Below are 22,262 nucleotides of genomic sequence, written 5' to 3'. Positions count from 1 at the left end.
TTCTACATCACGCTATAGATATCCCAACTCAACTCCGCGCAAAACGGCACGAATGCGGTCGCGTACACCCAGCTTTCCCAAGATATTCGAGATCTGATTACGTACCGAACCTTCCGCTACGAGTAAGGCCGCACTAATTTCGCGATTGCTATATCCGGCAGCAATCAGGCGCAGAATCTGGAGCTCACGAGGCGTCAGCTTCTCCGGTGTCTCGCTGACTTCGAAGTTCCTGGGCTGTTGACGGAAGTGGCGAATAGCCCGCTCCGTCAAAGCTGGCTGGAGCAGAGTCTTTCCCTCATTCAAATCTCGAATGGCGGCAGCAAGCCGATCGAGGGAGATGTCCTTCAGGAGAAAGCCAGCTGCCCCGACTCTTAATGCCGCAAAGAAAAGATCGTCTTCGTCAAAGGTAGTAAGGAGAAGCGATGGTGGCGGATCCGGAAGACGTTCGCTTAGCTCGCGCACAACATCGATTCCCGACTTGCCCGGCATGCGAATATCCATCACCAGAATATCGGGTTGCACCTTGTCGAAAGCAGCCAAAGCCTCCTCTCCGTCGGCAACTTCAGCAACCACCTCGAAGTCCGGACACATGCCGAGAAGTTCGACAATTCCTTTGCGAACGAGCATCTGGTCTTCAGCAAGAAGAATACGAATCATACTGCGCTTCCTCCCTGGCGCTGGGGAATCCGCGCAATAGCGCGCAGGCCTCGGGGCTTGTTGGCTTCAAAGACAAGAGTACCGGAAACACTGGCCAGCCGTTGCTGAACTCCGTTGAGTCCATTGCCAAAGGACATCGGCAATTGGCCGGCTCCATTATCGGAGACAACCAATTCATAGCCACCCCTTCGCTTGTGGGCATGCACTTCAATGCTCTCCGCACTTGAGTGACGAAGTGCATTTGTAATAAGCTCCTGCGCAACACGGAAGAGAGTGTGTCCTAGAAACGGGCTTACCTGTTCGGCTTCCGGTTCTATGTGGATTGCGATATGAGGACGATCAATCTCTTTCGCCAGAGCTTCGAGAGCAGGGCGCAAACCAACCGATTCATTTCCATTCCATCCGGAAACCATATTTCGAATCTCCCCCAAAAGCGTGCGCGTAACCAAGTATGACTGTTCTATCTTCTCCCGCAAGCGTACTTCAGCCGTTTCTGCCAAGCGTGTAGCTACCTGGAGATGAATACTCAACGCAGTCAGATGATGACCCACGGAATCATGTAACTCCCGTGCAAGATGTACGCGGTCGGCTACTCGTGCTGTTTCTGAGGCAAGCTCTTGTGTCGCCCGTAGTTCTGCGTTGGCTGCCGCCAATTCCCGCGCCTGCCTAGCACCGGAAGATCCCAGCATTCCAACTGCAAAGGCCATGAGATACCAGGCAAGTGCGGAAATAACAATCCAGAACCAAAGCATCGCATTCGACATCCCCTTGAGCTCCGGAACGGGAAGAACTCCGTAGGAATGACTCATGTAGATATCGGTGCAGAGTTCAGCTACCGATTGAAACAAAATCCACAGCAACGCACTGCGTACCGGTAAGAGAAACGTAACTTCAGAGGCAACAAAGTACAACAGATCTGGCTCGAAGTACAGGGCAACCGCACTCTGCAATCCCAATAGCCACCAGTTCGCCCTTGCAGTGCGAAGCCAGAAACGCTCTTGAGTTGCGACCAGCAACAGCGCCCCGAAAAGAACAAATCCGGAAGCTTTGGCGAGCGAACGTGCAACAAGTGGCCAGTGTGCCGGAACCGTCAAATCAATGAGATTTTTGGGATCCACCCCGACACCGAAAACCTCCGCATAAATGGCCCCAAGCCCCATGAGCAGGCCCATCAACAGTCCGGCGAGACGCAGTACGGTGACTGGACGAATATTTTTCACAGGTCTCCATCCTATCGGTATCGAAACCATGGCTAACAGTGACGTTTGTCATACATTTTTCGAGACTTCCATCACTCGAAAAGCGATTCCACCCTTCTGCAGACTGAATAGCACAGGGGGGAACTACGAATGCACATCTGGATTGCAGGAATTCTTGGCATTGTACTTTTCTTCAGCATGCGAGAGATTGGAGCACAAATGCTCCAGGCTGGCTACTTGGGCTCAGACGGAAAAGATGCTCCAGAATATAAAAACGACGGTCATCGCCAGCCGTCCGCAGCAGGAATCGACAACCGGACATGCCACATTGAGCATGAAAGTTGATTCCATTCCTATCTCTGTGCGTAAGTCCTCACAAATATCTCTGTTCTAGCTCGAAAATAGAAGGAATATGTAATGAAGATGCTATTGCTCGCTGCCACAGCTACTATCATGCTGTTGTTAGGCGGCTGCAAACATTCCGGACCGCCCGCAACACAAGCACAGGCGGAACCAGTACAACCCTACTCCGTCAATGCACTCGGCCGCTTGGAACCCCGGGGATCTACCCGCAGCATCTCTGCTGCCGCGGGTATAGATGGAACACGAGTCGGAAAGCTTTTTGTCGAAGAGGGCGACACGGTAATCGCAGAACAGCCCTTGTTCTCTCTCGATAATGTGCAGCGGCTTCAGGCTACATTGAAGCAGGCCCTCGCAATGGAACAACTTTCCGCAGCCCGCCTGGAACAAGCTAAAACTGGAGCAAAGTCCTCGGAAATAGCAGCACAACAGGGGCTGGTCAAACGGCTTGAGTCAGAAAAAGCAATTGCGGAAACGCAATTTCGACGCACGCAGGAACTGTGCAAAAGTGGAGATTTTTCGGCTCGCGAATGTGAACAACGCCGACTCAACTTCGAAAACGCAAAGCGGGAAATTATGCGCGCGCAAGCACAACTGACAACCTTGGAGAATGTGCGTCCCGTAGATGTGGAGGTGGCGCGTAAAGAGCATGAACTAAATCGCGCCGCTACAAAACGGGTTCTGTCCGATATCCATGCAGCTACCATTGTGGCACCCGTATCTGGAGTGATCCTGCGCATCTATAACCGCCCTGGAGAGGTGGCTAGCACCAAGGTACTCGACTTAGGCGAAACAAAACAGATGGTCGTCATGGCCGAGGTCTATGAAGCAGATATCCGCCGCGTGCGTATCGGGCAGATGGCTGAGATCAAACTGCCAACGCTGGGAGATATGCTCAAAGGAAAAGTAGAACGCATCGGACAGGTTGTGGGGAAACGCGAAGTGATTAACGGTGACCCAGCAGCAGAAACCGATGCTCGTGTCTTCCGCGTCCAGATTGCTCTTGACCCACGATCCACCGAACTGGCAGCCAAACTGAGCAATATGCAAGTGGGGGTACATATCCTTCCATGAGCGATCTAAGGCATCGTCCAATCTGGAAACAGACTCCAGTTGCGTGGCTCCAGCTCACACACCAGAAGCTTCGTTTTGTCGTCGTCCTGCTGGGAGTGAGCTTCTCGACCCTGCTAATTTTTGCCCAACTCGGGGTCAAAGAATCTCTATCCGATAGCGTATCCCTGCTGGAGACGCATTTAAACGGCGACCTCTTTCTTATCGATCAACGCTCGCAGGCTCTGATCGAAGCACAACCCTTTTCAAGAAGATTACTGATTCTGGCACAAGATTTTCCTCAGGTCGACAGCGTCGGAGAACTCTTTATCGGTAATGGGCGGTTAAAACATCCGACCACAGGAGTGAAACGCTCCGTGCTTGTAATCGGAGTTGATCCGGATAGTCCGGCACTAGACCTCCCCGAAATCACTAAGCACAAAGAAACGCTCCGCATGGCGGACATGATGCTATACGACGACGCCAGTAGCGACCAATTTGGCCCGATCGTCGATATGTTGAGCCAGAATCCACGCCTTCGCCTGCAACTGGAAAAACAAAGATTTCAGGTTGGGGGGCTCTTTCATCTGGGAGCAAGCTTTGCTGCGGACGGAAATGTATTAATGGGGAAACAAGCCTTCGAGCGCACTTTTCCGGACAGGCAAATTGGAGCCATGGATATTGGAGTGATTCGCCTGCATCCAGGAAGCTCCATCGGAGCGGTACAGACAGCGTTACGAAATTTTCTTCCCAACAGTCTACGTGTCCTGACAAAGGAAGAACTTATTCAATCAGAACAGGACTACTGGGGAGGTAGCACTTCCATCGGAGTCATCTTCAACCAGGGAGTCATTCTCGGATTTATCGTTGGAGTCGTTATCGTGTATCAGGTCCTTTTTACCGATATAGCCAATCACCTAAAGGAATACGCCACACTCAAAGCTATTGGATACGGAGATAGATACCTCGTTGGCATCGTCTTTCAGGAAACATTGATCCTCAGTGTTCTGGGGTATCTTCCCGGTCTTATTGCATCGAGCTTTCTCTATCATTTCACGCAACAGGTCTCGTCCATCCCCATGCAACAGACATGGCAACGAAGCATTCTTGTCTTTTTCTTGACATTAACTATGTGTTTCTTTTCCGGACTGCTGGCGATCCGCAAGCTGCGGCAGGCGTCTCCCGCGGAGGTCTTTTAATGGATCCCGTTGTCTTCCTAGAAAAGGTCAACTTCTTCTTCGGGAATAATGGCCTTCGCAAACAAATTTTAAAAGACGTTAGCCTCTCCATCCATGCAGGAGAGATCGTTCTGCTCACTGGACCTTCCGGCAGTGGCAAAACTACGTTACTTACTCTGATTGGAGCCCTACGAAGCAACCAACACGGTACGGTAAAGGTGTTAGGCGAGCTACTACAAGGAACAGAGCCGGCAGTCTTGACGCGCGTACGACGTGGAATTGGCTTTGTGTTCCAGAATCATAATCTGCTTCCGTATCTCACCGCCATGCAAAACGTACATATGGCCGCCGAACTGTCACTCGAATCTACGCAACGGGAATTGAGTGAAAACTCAAGAATAGCCTTGGAAAGTGTCAACTTACTCGACCAAGCCGATAAATATCCGAATCAAATGTCCGGTGGGCAGAACCAGCGGGTTGCAATTGCACGTGCACTCGTTCGCAAGCCAAAGCTATTGCTAGCCGATGAACCAACATCTGCTCTCGATTCGAAATCCGGCAGAGAGATTGTGAATCTGCTTAAAAATCTTGCGAGTGAACGTGGGACCGCGGTGCTTCTGGTAACGCATGACAATCGCATTCTTGACATTGCCGACCGGATCTTACACATGGAGGATGGCGTTCTATGCACTGCCTGATTCTCGCTGTACTCGCATCCTCTCTCTTGTCCTTTCCAGAAAACCGGACCGAGACCATCACACTGAAAGAAGTAGTTATACGTGTTCTTGAGCAACACCCGGAGATAGAGGTTGAGAAAGCTTCTCTTGCTCAAGCACGTGCACTCGCAAACGGAGAACGGGAGGCCTTCGAGCCTGTCTTTCGTGCCGAAACAAACTTTAAGAATGGAACAAGTCCTGTAGCTTCGGTTCTTGATGCACCCAAAGGACAGCTCAAGGAACGCTTGCGGAGCCAGGCGGCACAGATTGACTGGTTGCTTCCGTATTCGGGCCTCAATCTTTCGAGCCGTTTTGAAAATCAGCAGATAAGTTCCAATAATCCCTATTACAGTTTGAGTCCCTATTTTGCACCACAATGGAACTTTCACCTGACAGCGCCATTGCTACGCGGAAGACAGATCGACGAAAACCGCTATAATCTGCACGTTCGCTGGAAACAGGTTGGGATCGCACGCGAAGAGGCACAGCTTCGTCTTTCGTCTCTTATGCAAACCGCAGAATCGGCTCACCACGAGTTAGCAGAGGCATTGCGGGCTCAGGAGACAACCCAATTCCATCGCGACACGGCACGCCGCATCCTCTCTTCTACGCAAAGACTGATTGCAGCGGGAGAACTAGCTCCCGCCGAGGAAAGTAGTGCTTCCGCTGATCTCGTTCTTGCAGAAGAATCACTTACACAGGTGCAGCAACGGGTAAACGATGCGCGAATGCAGCTTTCGCTCGCCCTCGGAGTAGATCCCGCAACCGCCCCTGTCTGGATTACAGTAACCGACACAACACCTTATCCATCAGACGAGCCAGATCAGCTTATTGCACGTGCATTTCGAACGCGGCCTGAGTTCGCGCTTCTGAAACAAAAGCAGGAACTTACTCATTGGGAAGAAGATCTAGGTCGTGACATGAAGCACCCTCGTGTCGATCTAAAGACTGGCGTCAGTTTGCAAGGCTTAGCCGGGGATCCTGTTTCCGTTTCCGATATAAGTGGCAATCCTGGCATTTTGCGAAATGCAAAGGGGGGCTTTCAACAGGCCCTCAAGCAGTTTCCGGATTACCCCACCTGGCAGATCGGACTTTCCATCAGTCTTCCCCTGCATAACCGACAGGCAGATGCACACATTCAGCGCGCTGTACAAGAAAAGCGAAAACTCACCGCAACGACAAGGGAAATACAGGAACGAGTTACAGCAGAGGTTTTGACAGCACTCCACGCTCTGGAAGCTGCCAAGATACGGATTGCTCAAACACAACAGGCACAGGAACAGTTGCGTGCTCGCATGGAAAGCGAACTGCGTCGATTCCACGCCGGAGAAGTTCGCCTTATCGAGGTAGAAACCCGGGCAAGGGATCTGCAGAGAAGCGATCAGCTGCATTCAGCTGCATTACGGGCGCGTGACGACGCAGAAACAGCCCTGAGGCACGCAACCGGAGAGACTTTGACGGCATGGGGAATCGTCTTCACTTTGCCCTAAAACTTAGCTGCAACACTGCAATCTTTCCCTGGTCAGGACGCTAATCACAAGGAGAACAACAGTGAAAACCGTACAGCTTTCCCTGATATTAGTGCTATTCTTGCAGCTCTGCGCCTGCGCCAAGACCGAGTTCCATGCTGACAAGGATCTATCTCGTAACCTATGGCTTTCCCCTGACAGAAAAACTGTCCTCGCAATTGAAGTCTGCGGCACAGGATTATGCGGAAGGATCGCCGGGATGCGTCCCAATTATGGAGCAAATGGAGCTTTGCTTCTGGATGTAAAAAACGAATCTCTATCCATGCGCATGCAGCATGTTTGCGGCATGAAGGTCTTTCGGAATCTTCACTGGAGTCCAAAATTAAGAGCCTGGGAAGGACATATCTATTATCCGCAAACCGGCAGGCATTACCCCGCGCAAATAGCTACCGGAAAAACAGGACAGCTTTTCATTCGCACAGAGCTGGAAGGGCCACGCTTCTTCGGCATGAGTTGGCTAAGCCAAACCGAAACATGGACTCGCTACAACGGAGAGACAAAAGACGACTGCACAGTCCTTGAACGAATCAGGTAAAGGCTGATCGCTTTCCTGCCAGCTTTTGAATGCATCGATAGAAATGGGATTACTATCTGTTGCAAGATTTCGAACTTATGCTGCTGACTTTTCAACAGGAACGACTCGGGGCGAACTACGATTCTCTACTCCTAGCCAATTCAGAATCGGAGTCGTACTCATCGTGGTCACAAGAGCCATCACCACCATCATCGTAAACAGTGTTGGAGAAAATGCCCCAACGTTGTAGGCAATGTTAAGCACAATCAGTTCGACCAGTCCTCGAGTATTGAGAAGTGCTCCCAGAGCTACGGCATTCCGCCATGACTGGCCAGTCCAACGCGCAGCCAAAGCGGCGCCCCCCATCTTTCCAAAGACTGCAGCTAAAAGCACGATACCGGCCCACAGCCACATTGCCTTACCACTTAGCAGATCGAGTCTGGTACGCATTCCGGTAAGAGCAAAGAAGAGCGGCAGCAGCAAGACAGAAACCAACATATCCAGGCGGCCGCGAAGTGAAACTTGCCAATGCTCGATTCGCGGGAAGCAGACTCCAGCTAGGAAGGCTCCGAAAAGCGGATGAATGCCAATCGCCTCCGTTGCCGCCGCAGAGGCAAGCACCATGGCAGCAACAATACCTAGCAGTTCAAGGGAGAGATCGGAATCTTCTCTGTTACGTGCAAGACGAGCTGCGAGAGGCTTAATCACTCCCAGCATAACCACGAGATATGCCACTAGTCCGAGAAGCCGCAGAGGCAACGAGGAAGGGCCTCCTTCCGCTCCAATCAGAGCCAAAGCTAAGGCAAGCATCAACCATGCAACAACATCATCCACTGCTGCACACAGGATAGCTGTCGTGCCCAAGGCGCTGCTCTGCAAGCCTCTCTCTTCCAGGATGCGCGCCAGGACAGGAAAAGCGGTGATGCTCATGGCAATCCCCAGGAACAATACAAAAGGGATACTGCCGATGCCATGCGGGGCAAAGCGAATACGTAACGAATGTGCAAGCAAGGCGCCCATCGCAAACGGCAGGAGGATGCTCATTCCACTAGCTAAAACAGCCGTCGTACGCTGCCGGTATAGCTGCGCATAATCCAATTCCATTCCAATCAGAAATAGGAAAAGTATCAGACCAATTGTCGAAAGAATTTCGAAGGATGTAAACGACGACTTCGGGAACAAAACTTCTGCTGCATGTGGCGCGAAGCGTCCAAAGACGGAGGGGCCGAGAGCAATCCCTCCAACAATTTCGCCGATTACGCGTGACTGACCAACCTTTCGTGCCAGCCAACCGCACGCCAGAGTCACCAGAATGACAACTGCCATCTGGACGAGAAGAAGAGTCATGGATCTCCTAATAGGCGAAACATGCGGCCACAGAGGTTTCGTTTCTTCTTGTTTACCAGAGAGTAATTATTCTGCCAACCTACACCGACCCTAGTGCCGGTGGAACAATCCCTTTAACGCATCGGTTAAAGGGCTGGAATTGGTGTTTTTCTTCTGCTGAAGTCTTTCTCCGACAATTTGCCTCATATCAGGAGAAAAGGTTGGATTTGAGGTTGTACCGCCAATCGTAAGGGGAATGCCGTCCTTCGTAGCCTGATTGACTGCAGTTCCAAAAACTCCCGGCAATAGAGTCATCGCCTGTGCTGCCAGACCGCCTATTCCAGTGGAGGAAAGTTTAACCACCAGATGATAGTTCAATGCTCCACCGGGGCTGACAGTTCCACTTCCCGATGCGGCTCCGACTCCTTCGACTACTGCAGCCAGATTGTCTGTCTGGGTTCCATCGGGGCCATAGTGCAGATTCGTGTTTAGTACTTGAATCGTTGTATTCGAACCGGTCCGGGCGCCTGTAAAAGTCTGTATCGAAGCTAGTTTCTTTCCCAGATCAAATCCTGCCAGCTGAGTATTGGCAATACGTACCGGTCCACTGATTACAGGTGCCGTTACGGGCCCGCTCACGTTCAATGAGGTCGAAAGAGTGCCACCCTGCAAACGGGAACCGGGAGGCAACTGTATTCCCAGCGAGGGAAGAAAAGCAACGAGCTCGTTAATGGGCATATTCTGCCCATTAACATTGAGATTTGTGGATATCGTAGTCCCGCGAGTTTGATAAGTACCTGTTATGGCAAGTGCCGCTTTACCTATCTTCAGGTCGGCACTTTCTACCTTTCCGGTAAGCTCTTGCAACTGCTGATTTACGACAAACTGAAGACTCAAGGGCTGTGAAGAAGGAGTACCATTCTTGGCCAGCTTCAGCTGCGCTGCATCCATGTGTCCCTCAGCATGGAGTGTTTGGCCATTGGAAGCGACCTTCGCATCCAGATCGGCTACCCCGGAAATGCCTTGAGCCGGTTCGACAAATCCTGCTCCAAGTAAATCGGCGTGCTTAAGTACTACATGTGCCGTAAGGGGAGTTAGCGAAGCATCGTGTTGATTGAATGGACCGCCGTTACCGCTAATGTCCAGACTCCCACCTGCAGGAAGCTTACCTTCCACAGAGAAAGGAAATGTATTCGCGAACGAGAAATTCTGCACCTTGACATTTAGATCGGTATAAATGCGTGGTTGTCCCTGTCGAGATAGGGCACTAAGAGTCACGACACCTTTCTTGATGTCTACCTTACGAACGGTCAGGTTGGGAATAAGAGAACTGGTTTCAGCAGTTGGCGCTTTGCGCTTCCCTTCTCCTCCGAGGCTTGAATAATTCCAGAGACCATTCTCAGAACGAACCAAGGTGATCTTGGGTTCATTAATAGTAAAACCCGTGATATGCAGCTCCCGATGGAAGAGCAGCGGCATCATCTCGACACCGATGTGCACATCCTTAGCCGTTACAAAAGGCTGATTGCTGAATGCGGAATCATCCGCAATCGACAACCCTTCTGCAACAATGCTGCCGGAAAACAACGAAACATCGAGATGGCCAAGCTCTACTCTGCGTCCTAAAGAATCGGACAGCGCAGTCTCTATCCGTCCATGGTAAGTCTCTGCCTGCAGTAGATGCTGCACAACCAAGAAGCCGATCAGCAATACGGCTACTAAGCCTGCAATTACCATCCCGGTACGCTTTGTCATTACCATGTCTTTCTCCCACAGAATTACAACTCTATTGTGCTCTTTTTCATAACATCTCTGCTCGTCTTTGTCTTGTTCCTAACGGTTACAGCTTTCAACAACAGTTGTTCTCCTGCGGCATCCCAGGCGTTATGGAAGTTGCAGCTTACGTTATTGAAGACCTCAAGAAGATGACAGCCGCCAGGAACCGGGACATCCTTGATGGGATGTCAGTTTACGGTGGCGGAGTTTGTTGGCGGGTTGTTCATGATCCTCCTTCTTGTCATTCTGATGCGGTTCTTCCTAAGGCTGCCATTGAAGCAGTAAAAGGCAAACCGAGCCAGGGCTGCAAGGACGCATAAAGGACTACGCCGCAATGGATATATCTGTCCACGAAGGGACACTATGGCAAAGGAAGGTGATGGATACACAGCTGGATCAGGACTCCCCATCATGAACACCGGCATCACCTTCACCAGTGAATTTCGTTTGTATCCGTCCAGAAAGTTTCACGGGAAGCAGGAAACGCCGTAAGCTGGAGAAACAATGAGTCAGACAATTCCGCAACCCAAAGTAACCGTAGTTCAAGCCACCGATTATCGCGAAAGCTATTCGAACAGCGTCCAGGTACGCGTAAGCGTATGGGACTTCCTGCTGGCTTTCGGATTGGCTACCCCAGACGCTCCCGATCATGTCACGATCCAGCATCATCAGGGGGTTTACCTCAGCCCACAACAAGCCAAGGCACTCTGGAATGTTCTCGGCCAGAATCTTGCGCAATATGAAGATGCCTTTGGTCCTATTGCACTGGAGCCTCAACCGGTACCTCCCGCTCAAGGACCAGTTCATTAGGAACTTCTCTTTCCCTACAGGAAAGAGTCCCTTAGCGATCCCTGTGACTAGTGCAAGAAGGAGAGTTGCGTAAGTGAAGCAATTGCTAGACCCCAGACAGGATGGTCCACTGCCTTTGTGGACGATTTTTCCGCTGATATTTATTGCGGTCTTTCTGTCTCACCTCACATTATTGCGACTCCCCTATTACTGGGACGAAGCAGGGTACTACATTCCTGCCGCCTACGATTTCTTTCGTTCAGGTACGCTGATCCCCTATTCCACACTGAGCAACGCACATCCGCCACTGCCTTCTATCTACCTAGCCCTATGGTGGAAGGCATCCGGATTTTTGCCGGCAGTAACGCGGACCTCGGTCTGCCTGGTGGCGGCGCTGGCATTAGCAGCCGTGTGGAAACTCGCTATCCGGTTGAATGGAAAACCAGCCGTTGCGGCATGGACAACGCTACTAACCGGGCTCTATCCCATTTGGTTTGCGCAGAGCACCCTGGCTCATGCCGATATCTTTGCCGCGGCAGCCATCCTTTGGGGGCTGGTCTTTGCCCTTCCCGCAGAGAAGCAAACGCCGTGGGTCTCAGCAGGCTTCTTCGCGCTCGCCGTTCTGGCCAAAGAGACCGCAATCGTTATACCCGCAGCGCTCGCCGCTTTTGAATTGTGGAAAGCAATCAGCTCGCGGGACCTTCTGCGCAAAAACCATCTTCGTAATCTCTGTTGGTATTCGTCTCCGATTCTGCCGCTCCTGTGCTGGTACGCCTACCATCGAGCAAAGACCGGCTTTACCTTCGGAAATCCCGAATATCTCCGCTATAACGCCACTTCGACGCTGACCGCGATTCGAGTGTTGGCGGCCTTTGGCCACCGAATTCTGCATTTGACAGCCCATATGAATCTTTTTGTCCCCGTGCTCTTCACTGTGGCTGCCATGATGTTGGAACCCATGAAGCAAGCGGACGGAAAGCTGCGTCCCCGAATCGATCTCGGAAGCCAGACCAAGATTTATTGGCTTTTGCTGGCCAATGCAGCTGCCTTCTCGGTACTCGGAGGCGCACTCCTCACACGGTATCTGCTTCCGATGTATCCCTTGGTACTCCTGTTGTGCGTTTCGACTCTGTATCGCCGGGTCAGGTACTGGTATTTACTCACGACGGTTGCGGCAGCCGCCTTTTTGGTGGGGCTGTTTGTGAATCCCCCTTACCGCTTTGCGCCGGAAGACAATCTTGCCTACAGCAATGTAATCCGCCTTCATCAGCAGGCAGTAGGGCAAATCGCCGCACATTTCTCCCATGCAGATGTTTTGACGGCTTGGCCCATGAGTGACGAATTGAGCAAGCCGGAGTTGGGCTACGTGAAAAAATCGATTCGTACCGTAAGCATCGATAATTTTTCATTGCCTGAAATACAAAAAGCGGCGGAAGAACCTGAGAGATATTCGGCTGCAGTCGTCTTTTCCACAAAATACGATCCAGCGCACCTGCCGCTCAGTCTTGGCCCCAGGAGCCAGGCACTGGATGAGAAATACTTCGGGCTGCACCACGATCTGACGCCGTCCGAGATCGCCTCCCTGCTCCACGGTGAGGTCCGCTGGCAAGTGGAGCGGAATGGGCAATGGGCGGCAATCCTCCGCTTCCCCAGGATGGGGCTGGCGCAATTGCAACCTGCTTTACCATGACCGCTTTGCCGCCGCGCCAACTATAATCTCCATTGACGTGCGGCGACATATTCTATTTCCGATCCTTGGGCTTTCCCTCTTCGCGGCGACGGTTCTTCCGGCGTCGAGCCAGAATGTGAACGACAGCAGCAATGCTGGCACTTCTGCCGCTGCGGCAGCCTCACAGGCTGACCAGCAAACCCCGAATCCCGCAAGCACCGCGGACACGGCTCATGCCGGACATCTGATTCTGGTTCTACCCTTCGATAACCAGTCCTCTCAAGCAAATCTGGACTGGCTCAGCGAAGCTGTTCCTGAAATCCTGAATCCGCGCTTCACTTCGGCGGGATTCCTGCCCATCAGAAGAGGAGACCGGCTCTACGCTCTGGATCACCTTGGATTGCCACTAAATTTTCGCCCCTCGCGTGCCAGTACCCTCCGTTTGGCTCAAATGCTGGATGCCGATTACGTCGTTTTGGGCTCCTATTCGGTCACAAACAACCAGTTTTCGATTTCGGCGCAGGTTCTGGATGTAAAGTCTCTCAAATTAAGCCCAGCCCTCCAGCAACAAGCCGAGTTGGTTCGAGTTGTGGACCTTTTGAACGGTTTGGCTTGGCGAATCGTCAGACAGTTGGACCCAAAATATGCAGTGGCCGAGCAAACATTTATAGCGTCAGATTCCAGTCTCCGCCTCGATTCCTTTGAGAAATACGTCCGTGGAATCGTCGGAACGGACCCGGCCGCCCGTATTCGGGATCTGAAAGATGCCGTCCGTTTGAGCGGCGACATGGCCCCGGCACTTCTGGCCCTGGGGAAGGCATATTTTGACAACGGGCAATACGATCAGGCTGCAGCTACGCTGGCCAAGATTCCTACATCCGAACGCCTGGGGACAGAAGCAGGGTTTTATCGAGGACTCGCTTATTTCAATACCGGCCGCTATATTCAAGCCGAGGAAAGCTTTGCTGCTGTCGGAAAGCTGCTCCCCCTCCCGGAAGTCGTTAATGATCAAGGAGTTGCAGCAAGCCGCCATGGTAGAGACGGAGCGCCTCAGTTCCAGCAGGCAGTTTCTTCCGATCCCAACGATGCCGATTATCACTTCAACCTGGCCGTCGCCCTGCAGAAAAAGGGAGATTTGGCCGGAGCCAATCGGGAAATCGCCCAATGCCTAAAGCTTCACCCCAACGATGGTGAGGCTCAGAGCATGGCCGACCGCATCAGGCCGGAGGGAGCTAAATTCACGGTAGCAAGCGGTGCGGCTATCGATCAGCCACTGGAGCGCATCAAGCGTGGTTATAACGAAGCATCCTTCCGTCAGGCTGCTTTCGAGCTGGAGCAGATGCAGCAGCTGCAGATGGAAAGTCTGCCCCCGGCTGCCCGCGCCAAAGCTTTGGCCCAGCAGGGCACCCAATACCTGAATCGCGGATTTGTGCTGGAAGCAGAAAGAGAGTTCCAGGCGGCGCTTTCGGCAGACTCTTCCAATGCCCTGGCTCACGCTGGCCTGGCCCAGGTTCGTGAACATAGCGGCGAATCCGAGGCAGCACGAAAGGAAGCGCAACAATCTATATCGCTTGCTCCCAATGTCCCGGCCTATTTAGTCTTGGCCCGCCTCGATCTGGCGGCCAACAGCCTCTCTGAAGCTGCCGCCGACGTAAGCAACGCGTTAAAGGTAGAACCCAATAATGCTGCTGCGAAAGGCATGAAGGAAGCCCTGGCAGCCAGGGGGCAGAAAATACCATGAGATCGTCACACTGTTTTTCCGATTGCGATATTCCGAGAGAGAAAGATTCAGACCAGGCTTCGCAGCAGGAAATTACGTTGCGAAGTTTCTCCAGAGAACATCGCCATCGGAAAAACAGCAAGAAAGCGATACTCCTAAGCCTCCTATTTGCTTTCTTCACCTGTCTCTCCCAGACCCTCCTTAGCCAAGCAACTTCCTCGCCGCATGTCCTGGTCATTGCAATGAAGGACACGGTTCAGCCAGTTAGTGCTGAATATCTCAAGAGGGGACTGAGTCAGGCTCAACAGGAACATGCCACCGCCGTTCTGATAGAACTCGATACTCCCGGAGGCCTCTTCGAATCTACGCGGGAGATGGTAGGCGCCATTCTTTCCTCGCCCACACCGGTCATCATCTATATTTCCCCCACAGGTGCGCGAGCCGGGTCTGCCGGGTTTTATCTCTTGGAAGCTGCGGATATAGCTGCCATGGCTCCGGGAACCAATGCTGGAGCAGCCCATCCGGTGCTTCAGTCGGGCCAACTCGACGAGGTTAGGAAACAAAAGCTCGAAAACGATGCGGCAGCTTTCCTGCGCTCCTACGTCGAACGACGAAAAAGAAATGCACAAGCCGCGGAAGATGCTGTCAGAAGCTCAAAATCCTATACGGAGGCGGAAGCCAAACAGCTCGGACTGATCGATCTTGTAGCCAATAGCGAATACGAATTGATGACCGCGCTGGAGGGAAAACAGGTTGTTCGTTTCGACGGCTCGACTCTCACGCTGCATACAAAGAATGCTCCTTTGATCCGGATGGGACTCTCTCCACGAGAGCGGCTGCTGGACATGCTAATGAGCCCCGATCTGGCTCTTTTGTTCCTGGTTGCCGGCGCATTGCTTGTTTATTTGGAATTCAACACTCCCGGAACCATCATTCCCGGCTCCCTTGGAGCACTCCTTATTCTGGTAGCGCTCTTTGCGCTAAACCTGCTGCCCATCCGCTTTACGGCCGTGATGCTTCTGCTTACCGGCTTTGTTCTATTGGTTTTAGAGGCGAAGTTCGCCAGTCATGGGATTGTTGCAACGGCAGGCATTGTGGCCCTTGTCTTTGGCTCCATCACACTGGTTAACGCTCCGATACCGGAGCTGCGCGTACATCCCGCCACCGCAGTAGGTCTGGCAATCGGCTTTGGCATCATTACCCTGGTTCTCGTTCGGCTGGCAATTATGGCACGGCGAAATAAAAGTAAAACGGGTATTGAGGCCCTCATCGGAGAAAGCGGCAAGGTCATTCAAGCCTTGGATCCGGTAGGTCAGGTGCTTGTCCACGGTGAGCTGTGGCAGGCGGAGGCCTCCGAACCGCTGCAGGCAGGAGAAAAGATCCAGGTAAGAGGCTCGAAAGAGTTGCGGCTATTGGTGGAGAGGGTTCCCACAAACGCGCAAAGGCCTTAGTAATCCTCGAAAATCCTTGTCTCTGGAGTAAAATCCCACCTGAACGAGGGCTTTTCTTATGGAAACACTTGGTTTGCCGGGCCTGATCATTGTAATCATCGTCCTGCTCTATTTATTGAACTCCATCAAGATTCTCAGGGAGTATGAGCGTGGCGTGATCTTCCGACTGGGACGCGCTCTTCCTGAACCCAAAGGGCCGGGAATCATTCTGGTCTTCCGACCATTTGACCAGATAGTGCGTGTTTCCCTAAGGCAAGAGGTTCTTGAAGTTCCTTCGCAAGATGTCATCACGCGGGACAACGTGACCATCAAGGTCAATGCCGTAGTCACGCTGAGAGTGCTTGACCCGAAACGCGCAGTCATTGAAGTTTCAAACTACGTCTATCAAACCTCGCAGTTCGCGCAGACGACCTTGCGTTCGGTGCTAGGCGAAGTAGAGCTGGACGAACTGCTCTCACATCGCGACAGCCTGAATCTCCGCATTCAGACAATTATCGACCAGCGGACAGAACCCTGGGGTGTAAAGGTCGTTAGCGTTGAAGTGAAGCAGGTCGATTTACCGGAACAGATGTTACGCGCGATGGCCAAACAGGCTGAAGCAGAACGCGAAAAGCGTTCCAAAGTAATCCATGCCGAAGGTGAATACTCCGCCGCTCAGCGCTTAGTTGAAGCAGCAGACCTGTTGGCGAAACAGCCTGTAACCCTGCAATTGCGTTATCTGCAGACACTGACGGAGATTGGGGTAGAGAAGAATACAACGATCGTCTTCCCGTTGCCCATCGACATCCTCGCGATGCTGCAGAAAAGCCTAGGAGATAAGAAATCAACGGAGAGTCAATGAATACGCGCTACGCACAAGACGAAGATCTAGATGAGTCCGAATCGCACGAAAGTGAGCTGACACTCAGCACTCCGGTTCTACTTGGAATCTTCTTTGGAATTGTGCTGCTTTGTGGCATTTTCTTTGGAATCGGATATTCGATGGGACGCCGTTCTGGCGAGGCGAAGGCACTGGCCGCCGCACAGAATGCGACTCAAACATCCGATACTCTTGGCGGATCGACCGTGCCAAAGCCCTCGCCCGGAGAACAGATGCCAGCACAGCCCCCGGTCGTAGCCTCACAGGTACCCACAGCGGCAGCTGTTCCTGAAGAGCAGCCGACAGCGGCTCAACCAGAGACCGTTGTTGAACAACCAGCTCCCGCACGTCCTCAACAAGTCGTGCAGAGTACGAGCCCAAGCTTGACACCTGTACCCACGGCGCAAAGGCCGCCGAAGCCGGTTCGGGCAGCAACGCCTCCAGCTGCGGCTCCACGCCCGACAGCAACGACAGCCCCGGCAGCAGCAGCGCCTCAGGTACCCGCTGCGGCTGCGCCAGCTGCATCGGGGCCAGTCATGGTGCAGGTAGCAGCGGTATCGCATCAGCCGGATGCTGAGGCTCTAGTAGCTGCGCTCAAAAAGAAGGGCTACAACGCCGTGATTCGTAACGGAGGCCAGGACAAGCTACTGCACATCCAGGTCGGCCCATTGGCATCTCGCACTGAGGCACTGGCTGTAAAGCAGAAGCTCATTGGTGAAGGGTATAACGCGTTCATTAGATAGGTCTTGCTACCTATAGTGAAGGGGTGCCATGTCATTGGCACCCCTTTATTTTTGTCTGCTACTTCTGAAAACCCCGCTTAATGAACATTTACAGGCGACGCTTCAACCATCCACTCTGGAAGAGCAGACGCAATCGACGCGCGCACAGCTGCCATCAAATCCTCGCGGCTGGCAAAATCCTTTGGATAAAGCGGTGGATGAAAAACGACATGAGCGGTGCCAGGCATGACCTTGAGGCTTCCCTTCCGCATCATCGTTTCTGTTCCCCAGATCGAAACAGGGATACAGGGGAATTGGGTCTCCATTGCGAGATAGAAGGGGCCTTTTTTGAAGGGCAGCAAACGGCCGTCGCGTGAACGCGTGCCTTCGATAAACGAAGTCACATGAATCCCCTTCGCCATTACCTTGGCCGCAAAGCGAATACTGGCCTGTGCCTCTTTTATATTTCCAGCTCTGTCGACGGGAATGAATTCTCCCAGACGCATTCCATAACCGAGAACAGGAATCTTCATCAGAGAGCGTTTCAGGAAGACAGAGGTCCGTACCGGAATCAGCGGAATCAAAATCGGGGGATCGAGATTCGACACATGATTCGACATGAATATGCATGCCGTATTTGCCGGAACATCTTCAAGCCCCGAAACATCCAACTTAATACCTGCAAGTCGTACTCCAAGGCGAACTAGCCACATGGAGCTGTTGTAGAGCCAGGTAATATTGCCGGTTGCCAGGGTCCAAGGGATTCCCCATAAACCGATGGGAAGCCCCAACGTTATATAAACAAACAACAGAGTCAGAGAAGCAATCATTCAGGTGCAACAAGCCTTACTGTACTAACTTCAAACGCGCTGGAAGTTTTTCGTAGATTCCCTCAAAACCGCCATTGGAAAGAATTGCCACGACGTCGCCTTCACGCAATTGAGGAACTATCGTCTCGACAATAGTATCGGCATTGGCCGCAAGAAGCGCTGGTTTTCCAGCTTTTACCAGACCGGCAACCACAGCTTCAGGGTGAAGCCGTTCCATCTCGGGAATATTCTGCTGCTGATAGACATTTGCCAATACCACCTGGTCCGCAAGAGTCAGGCTCTCAACCAATTCGTTTTGAAAGACATTCCGGCGCAAGGTATTCGAACGCGGCTCCAGAATTGCCCACAAGCGGGCATTTGGATAGGAAGCGCGCAATGCCTTCAGCGTCTCTCGAATGGCTGTCGGGTGGTGAGCAAAATCGTCAATAATCGTGATTCCATTGACAACGGCACGAACCTCCAGACGGCGCTTCACACTCTGGAATGTCGATAGAGCCTCCTGGATCGCAGTAAGTTCAACACCCTGTCCCGCAGCCAATGCAGCTGCAGCCGTAGCATTCAGTGCGTTGTGCTCACCCGCAATTCCCATCTCAAACTCGGCCCAGAGCAGGCTTTTCCGATAGACCTTCCAATGGGCTCGTCCCTCTTGATAGCGGAGATCTGCAATACGCCAATCGGAAGCAGAATCAAACCCATAGCGTTCCACCGGACATTGTGCTTTTGAAACGCACTCAGTTACATTCGCGCTGGCATCGTAGGCAACGATGCGACCACGTCGCGGCACCAGATTCACCAGTCGCTTGAAAGCTGTCTTTACCGCATCGAGATCCTTGTAGATATCGGCATGGTCGAATTCCACATGCGTCAGGATCGCGGCATCCGGAAAGTAGTGCATGAACTTAGGCCCTTTGTCGAAGAAGGCCGTATCGTACTCATCGCCCTCCAAGATAAACGGGCGTGTCTGGCGAAGTTGGAAGCTGGTATGAAAGTTTTCGGCCACGCCTCCAATCAAAAAGGAAGGCGCCAGCTCAGGCTTCTTCCGTGAAGCAACCTCAAAGATCCAGGCCAGCATGCTGGTCGTGGTTGTCTTGCCATGTGTACCGGCTACGACATACGAGTCGCGGTTACGAAGGAATTCATCGTGAATTGTCGCTGCCAGAGAAGCAAAGGGAATGCGCTCATCGAGCACATATTCAACCTCTTCATTCCCACGGGAAAGAGCATTTCCAATAATCACCAAATCCGGACGAGGTTCCAGATTCTTTACCGAATAGGGTTGGGCAATCGGAATTCCTAAAGACTGCAGCAGGTCGGACATTGGCGGATATGCAGCCACATCCGAACCTGTAACACGATGTCCCTGCAACTGCAGCATTCCGGCCAGAGAGGCCATTGCAGTGCCACAAATGCCGCTGAGATGAATATGCTTGTTTACCATGTCACTGCCGGTTCCAATAAGTTCAGGACCGGCTCTCCTTCCAAATCCAATTCTGCTTGCGTTCCAAACAGGAGCGTGACGTTATCCCGGGAAACGTGTCCGGAACGAAGCCCAATAGCAATCGGACCCGGAAAGTCCTGCAGGACACGTAAAATCACTTCCTCCAGAAATGACTCTGAAGTTCCCGGAGAAACGCAATCCAACATCTCGCCGAAGACGATTCCTTTTACTCCATCCAATTTGCCCGCAAGGATGAGCTGGCGCAGCATTCTATCGATCTGATAGGGTTTTGCTCCAACATCCTCCAGGAAGAGAAGCTTTCCTTCCATTTGCGGTGCATAACGAGTGCCCAAGGAAGCGGTCAGCAAGGTAAGACAACCGCCATAAAGAGTTCCCGACGCCTTGCCGGGACGCAGTACCCGCAAGCCTTCAGCCGTACCAACGGAATAAGGCTCACCGCTTATAGCTGCCTTGAAGCTGGAGAGATGCACGCCCTCCGCTAACGCAAAATCCGCTGCAACCATAGGACCATGGAATGTTGGCAAACCTAGCTGATCTAGAAGCCAGGTTTGCAGACAGGTCATATCGCTATAGCCAAACAGCGGCTTCGGATGGCTGGCAATCAAATCCATCTTTAGGCCATCCATCAGGTAGTTGACTCCGTAACCGCCCCGGGTACAGATGAGTGCGGAAATCTCCGGATCCGCAAAAGCGCAATGCAGATCGCTTAAACGCTCCTGTGCAGTACCCGCCAGGTACTGCGGGCCACGGAGATTCATATGCGCTGAAGGCCACATCCGGTAGCCCAGTGATGTGAGGCTGGCAACGCCTTTTTCGATCCTCTCTGGATTTGCGTAGCTGGCCATCGAAAGCACGGCCCAAGCTGAATCTGGCGAAATAGCCAGAGGTTTTCGAAGAGACACGGCCATTTAGTAGGCTTCTCCCTGGGCGATTAATTCCGCAGGACCAGTCAGGCGAAGCTCAGTTCCAACTCCACCCCATTCGATTGTCTGTGCTCCACCGGGAGCCACGACGCGCAATGGAGACTTACATCCACCGAAGGATATAGAAGCTGTAGCGGTGGCACAGGTTCCAGTGCCGGAGGAAGTCGTGGGCCCGACACCTCTCTCAAAGATACGAATCGCTATCTCTCCCGAAGAAAGCACGTGCGCAAATTCGACATTCGTCTGCGACGGATGAAAATCGGCGTGATGGCAAATCTCGTTTCCTATCTCCTGCCAGCTACGCCCATTCATAACAAAGTTCTCGTCTTTGCAGAAGATCACGAAGTGTGGATTTCCGGTAGAGATCACAACACCCTCAACGCTCGTGCCATCAGAAAGAGCGACGGTCTTCCTTGCAACGGTAGGAATCCCCATGCCTGACGAGATCTGATACTTATTTCCATCCACCTCGATAATCGTGCACTGACGTGAACCCGCATCTGTATCGATGGTGAGAATATCTCCCGTTTTCGCATTCCTCTGGGATGCCATCCAGACCGCAACGCAACGCGTACCGTTACCGGATATCTCAGCTATCGAACCATCGGCATTATGCAGAAGAATCTTGCCGGACCGGTCTCCGGTCCACTCAAAAAATTCGACTCCATCTGCGCCAACACTCGTATTACGAGCACAGAGGTGTTGCGCTAACTCCGCCAAATTCTTCTCGGCAACATGCCGTCGCTCTACAACCAGAAAATCGTTTCCACAGGCATGAGCCTTTGCAAAAGGAATCAATCGTCCTCCTGTTCGTAAAAAATCTTAAGTTTTTCAATATGAGAGTCTGCAATTAAACGCTCTTTCAGACGTGCGTGATTGCGTAGCTTCGTCTCGAGAGCAAAGGTGATGCGATAAATGCCGCCGATCATATCGCGTTCAGTAACACTTAATCTTTCCTGAACATCGTCCATAGCTCGAAGAATGGCCTCCAACAGAAGTCCTTCATCCTTACCCCGAGCTTCATAGGTTACGGGAACGTTTTTCAGGTTAAGTCTAGTCTCCATCATGCCGACGAGTTCCAAGGCCAGCAGAGCAATCACAGCAGCCAGAACCGCCGGAACATAAAGTCCGGCACCGCAAGCCATGCCGATACTGGCAACGACAAAGACGCTCGCCGCACTGGTAAGCCCACGTATCCGGCTGCGGTTGTGAAGAATCAGCCCGGCACCAAGAAAGCCGATGCCCTGAACGATATTGGAGGCCACACGCCCTTTATCGGGATTCCCTTCTCCGGCCAAGACTGCCGAAAGCAACGTGAAGAAGGCACAACCCAGGCAGATAAGCAGGTTTGTACGGATGCCGGAAGGCTTCTTGTGATACTCACGTTCCAGCCCGATCGCACCACCCAGGACACAGGCCAGCAAAAGTCGCTTGGCGACATCGCTGGCAATCAGCATCTGCTCAATATCATTGAAGCTGAAGGTGTGTCCGGGTTGCGGAAGTGTTAAAGAAAAAGGCTGCATAAATGAAGCTGA

At 52.4% G+C, this 22,262-nt stretch carries 22 protein-coding genes; 13 read left to right on the top strand and 9 right to left on the bottom strand.

Annotated features, from left to right (window positions below):
* Positions 1 to 12 precede the first annotated feature (12 nt).
* Both AC6I7T_RS22180 and AC6I7T_RS22175 read right to left on the bottom strand, forming a co-directional pair.
* Complete coding sequence (locus tag AC6I7T_RS22180) at positions 13 to 657, bottom strand: response regulator (RefSeq protein ID WP_497789876.1); 645 nt, start codon at positions 655 to 657, stop codon at positions 13 to 15.
* Complete coding sequence (locus tag AC6I7T_RS22175) at positions 654 to 1,877, bottom strand: sensor histidine kinase (protein WP_497789874.1); 1,224 nt, start codon at positions 1,875 to 1,877, stop codon at positions 654 to 656. The genes AC6I7T_RS22180 and AC6I7T_RS22175 overlap by 4 nt, the downstream gene beginning before the upstream one ends.
* Before the next feature lie 129 nt (positions 1,878 to 2,006).
* On the opposite strand from AC6I7T_RS22175, the gene AC6I7T_RS22170 reads away from it, so the two are divergent.
* From AC6I7T_RS22170 to AC6I7T_RS22145, 6 genes are all read left to right on the top strand, one after another.
* On the top strand, positions 2,007 to 2,201 hold the full coding sequence (locus AC6I7T_RS22170) for a hypothetical protein (RefSeq protein WP_497789873.1): 195 nt from the start codon (positions 2,007 to 2,009) through the stop codon (positions 2,199 to 2,201).
* A gap of 72 nt (positions 2,202 to 2,273) precedes the next feature.
* Positions 2,274 to 3,290, top strand: a complete 1,017-nt coding sequence (locus AC6I7T_RS22165) for a hypothetical protein (protein WP_497789871.1) — start codon at positions 2,274 to 2,276, stop codon at positions 3,288 to 3,290.
* On the top strand, positions 3,287 to 4,465 hold the full coding sequence (gene devC / locus AC6I7T_RS22160; protein ID WP_497789869.1) for an ABC transporter permease DevC: 1,179 nt from the start codon (positions 3,287 to 3,289) through the stop codon (positions 4,463 to 4,465). The genes AC6I7T_RS22165 and devC overlap by 4 nt, the downstream gene beginning before the upstream one ends.
* Positions 4,465 to 5,142, top strand: coding sequence for an ATP-binding cassette domain-containing protein (locus tag AC6I7T_RS22155; RefSeq protein ID WP_497789868.1), 678 nt, complete (start codon positions 4,465 to 4,467; stop codon positions 5,140 to 5,142). Before devC ends, AC6I7T_RS22155 begins: the two co-directional genes overlap by 1 nt.
* On the top strand, positions 5,130 to 6,650 hold the full coding sequence (locus AC6I7T_RS22150; RefSeq protein ID WP_497789866.1) for a TolC family protein: 1,521 nt from the start codon (positions 5,130 to 5,132) through the stop codon (positions 6,648 to 6,650). Before AC6I7T_RS22155 ends, AC6I7T_RS22150 begins: the two co-directional genes overlap by 13 nt.
* A gap of 61 nt (positions 6,651 to 6,711) precedes the next feature.
* Entirely contained in the window at positions 6,712 to 7,224 is a 513-nt protein-coding gene (locus tag AC6I7T_RS22145; protein ID WP_497789865.1) for a DUF2147 domain-containing protein, read from the top strand.
* A gap of 75 nt (positions 7,225 to 7,299) precedes the next feature.
* Here AC6I7T_RS22145 and AC6I7T_RS22140 read toward each other — a convergent pair whose 3' ends face one another.
* Positions 7,300 to 8,550, bottom strand: coding sequence for a cation:proton antiporter (locus tag AC6I7T_RS22140; protein ID WP_497789863.1), 1,251 nt, complete (start codon positions 8,548 to 8,550; stop codon positions 7,300 to 7,302).
* A gap of 90 nt (positions 8,551 to 8,640) precedes the next feature.
* On the bottom strand, positions 8,641 to 10,284 hold the full coding sequence (locus AC6I7T_RS22135; RefSeq protein WP_497789862.1) for an AsmA family protein: 1,644 nt from the start codon (positions 10,282 to 10,284) through the stop codon (positions 8,641 to 8,643).
* Positions 10,285 to 10,668: 384 nt separating this feature from the next.
* On the opposite strand from AC6I7T_RS22135, the gene AC6I7T_RS22130 reads away from it, so the two are divergent.
* The 7 genes from AC6I7T_RS22130 (at position 10,669) to AC6I7T_RS22100 (ending at position 17,536) form a co-directional block, all read left to right on the top strand.
* Positions 10,669 to 10,797 carry a hypothetical protein gene (locus AC6I7T_RS22130; protein WP_497789861.1) on the top strand — a complete coding sequence of 43 codons (129 nt, stop codon included), beginning with the start codon at positions 10,669 to 10,671 and terminating at the stop codon, positions 10,795 to 10,797.
* Positions 10,798 to 10,809: 12 nt separating this feature from the next.
* Positions 10,810 to 11,115 (top strand): DUF3467 domain-containing protein, encoded by a 306-nt coding sequence (locus AC6I7T_RS22125; protein WP_497789860.1) that lies wholly within the window; start codon positions 10,810 to 10,812, stop codon positions 11,113 to 11,115.
* 73 nt (positions 11,116 to 11,188) lie between these two features.
* On the top strand, positions 11,189 to 12,784 hold the full coding sequence (locus tag AC6I7T_RS22120) for a glycosyltransferase (RefSeq protein WP_497789859.1): 1,596 nt from the start codon (positions 11,189 to 11,191) through the stop codon (positions 12,782 to 12,784).
* Positions 12,714 to 14,504 (top strand): tetratricopeptide repeat protein, encoded by a 1,791-nt coding sequence (locus AC6I7T_RS22115; RefSeq protein WP_497789857.1) that lies wholly within the window; start codon positions 12,714 to 12,716, stop codon positions 14,502 to 14,504. Before AC6I7T_RS22120 ends, AC6I7T_RS22115 begins: the two co-directional genes overlap by 71 nt.
* Positions 14,505 to 14,581: 77 nt before the next feature.
* Complete coding sequence (locus AC6I7T_RS22110) at positions 14,582 to 15,934, top strand: NfeD family protein (RefSeq protein ID WP_497789856.1); 1,353 nt, start codon at positions 14,582 to 14,584, stop codon at positions 15,932 to 15,934.
* A gap of 58 nt (positions 15,935 to 15,992) precedes the next feature.
* A complete protein-coding gene (locus tag AC6I7T_RS22105) occupies positions 15,993 to 16,775 on the top strand; it encodes a slipin family protein (protein ID WP_497789854.1) in 783 nt (260 codons plus the stop codon).
* Entirely contained in the window at positions 16,772 to 17,536 is a 765-nt protein-coding gene (locus tag AC6I7T_RS22100; protein WP_497789853.1) for an SPOR domain-containing protein, read from the top strand. Before AC6I7T_RS22105 ends, AC6I7T_RS22100 begins: the two co-directional genes overlap by 4 nt.
* Positions 17,537 to 17,613: 77 nt before the next feature.
* Here AC6I7T_RS22100 and AC6I7T_RS22095 read toward each other — a convergent pair whose 3' ends face one another.
* From AC6I7T_RS22095 to AC6I7T_RS22075, 5 genes are read right to left on the bottom strand one after another with little or no spacing between them, the layout of a single operon-like run.
* A complete protein-coding gene (locus AC6I7T_RS22095; protein WP_497789851.1) occupies positions 17,614 to 18,345 on the bottom strand; it encodes a lysophospholipid acyltransferase family protein in 732 nt (243 codons plus the stop codon).
* A gap of 16 nt (positions 18,346 to 18,361) precedes the next feature.
* Positions 18,362 to 19,783: a UDP-N-acetylmuramate:L-alanyl-gamma-D-glutamyl-meso-diaminopimelate ligase gene (gene mpl / locus AC6I7T_RS22090; RefSeq protein ID WP_497789850.1), complete on the bottom strand. Its 1,422-nt coding sequence runs from the start codon at positions 19,781 to 19,783 to the stop codon at positions 18,362 to 18,364.
* Entirely contained in the window at positions 19,777 to 20,712 is a 936-nt protein-coding gene (locus AC6I7T_RS22085) for a S66 peptidase family protein (RefSeq protein WP_497789848.1), read from the bottom strand. Before AC6I7T_RS22085 ends, mpl begins: the two co-directional genes overlap by 7 nt.
* Entirely contained in the window at positions 20,713 to 21,525 is an 813-nt protein-coding gene (dapF, locus tag AC6I7T_RS22080; RefSeq protein ID WP_497789847.1) for a diaminopimelate epimerase, read from the bottom strand. It lies immediately after the preceding gene.
* Positions 21,522 to 22,250, bottom strand: a complete 729-nt coding sequence (locus tag AC6I7T_RS22075; protein ID WP_497789846.1) for an MgtC/SapB family protein — start codon at positions 22,248 to 22,250, stop codon at positions 21,522 to 21,524. The genes dapF and AC6I7T_RS22075 overlap by 4 nt, the downstream gene beginning before the upstream one ends.
* Between the last annotated feature and the right edge of the window lie 12 nt (positions 22,251 to 22,262).

This window comes from Humiphilus diazotrophicus (assembly GCF_059726315.1).
This window is presented reverse-complemented; position numbering and strand designations above follow the sequence as displayed.

Coding starts and splice junctions, on each gene's coding strand:
- AC6I7T_RS22125 (WP_497789860.1), top strand. CDS start 10,810: ATGAGTCAGACAATTCCGCAACCCAAAGTAACCGTAGTTCAAGCCACC.
- mpl (WP_497789850.1), bottom strand. CDS start 19,783: ATGGTAAACAAGCATATTCATCTCAGCGGCATTTGTGGCACTGCAATG.
- devC (WP_497789869.1), top strand. CDS start 3,287: ATGAGCGATCTAAGGCATCGTCCAATCTGGAAACAGACTCCAGTTGCG.
- AC6I7T_RS22100 (WP_497789853.1), top strand. CDS start 16,772: ATGAATACGCGCTACGCACAAGACGAAGATCTAGATGAGTCCGAATCG.
- AC6I7T_RS22115 (WP_497789857.1), top strand. CDS start 12,714: ATGGGCAATGGGCGGCAATCCTCCGCTTCCCCAGGATGGGGCTGGCGC.
- AC6I7T_RS22130 (WP_497789861.1), top strand. CDS start 10,669: ATGGCAAAGGAAGGTGATGGATACACAGCTGGATCAGGACTCCCCATC.
- AC6I7T_RS22085 (WP_497789848.1), bottom strand. CDS start 20,712: ATGGCCGTGTCTCTTCGAAAACCTCTGGCTATTTCGCCAGATTCAGCT.
- AC6I7T_RS22095 (WP_497789851.1), bottom strand. CDS start 18,345: ATGATTGCTTCTCTGACTCTGTTGTTTGTTTATATAACGTTGGGGCTT.
- AC6I7T_RS22170 (WP_497789873.1), top strand. CDS start 2,007: ATGCACATCTGGATTGCAGGAATTCTTGGCATTGTACTTTTCTTCAGC.
- AC6I7T_RS22105 (WP_497789854.1), top strand. CDS start 15,993: ATGGAAACACTTGGTTTGCCGGGCCTGATCATTGTAATCATCGTCCTG.
- AC6I7T_RS22180 (WP_497789876.1), bottom strand. CDS start 657: ATGATTCGTATTCTTCTTGCTGAAGACCAGATGCTCGTTCGCAAAGGA.
- AC6I7T_RS22155 (WP_497789868.1), top strand. CDS start 4,465: ATGGATCCCGTTGTCTTCCTAGAAAAGGTCAACTTCTTCTTCGGGAAT.
- AC6I7T_RS22075 (WP_497789846.1), bottom strand. CDS start 22,250: ATGCAGCCTTTTTCTTTAACACTTCCGCAACCCGGACACACCTTCAGC.
- AC6I7T_RS22150 (WP_497789866.1), top strand. CDS start 5,130: ATGCACTGCCTGATTCTCGCTGTACTCGCATCCTCTCTCTTGTCCTTT.
- AC6I7T_RS22165 (WP_497789871.1), top strand. CDS start 2,274: ATGAAGATGCTATTGCTCGCTGCCACAGCTACTATCATGCTGTTGTTA.
- AC6I7T_RS22140 (WP_497789863.1), bottom strand. CDS start 8,550: ATGACTCTTCTTCTCGTCCAGATGGCAGTTGTCATTCTGGTGACTCTG.
- AC6I7T_RS22135 (WP_497789862.1), bottom strand. CDS start 10,284: ATGACAAAGCGTACCGGGATGGTAATTGCAGGCTTAGTAGCCGTATTG.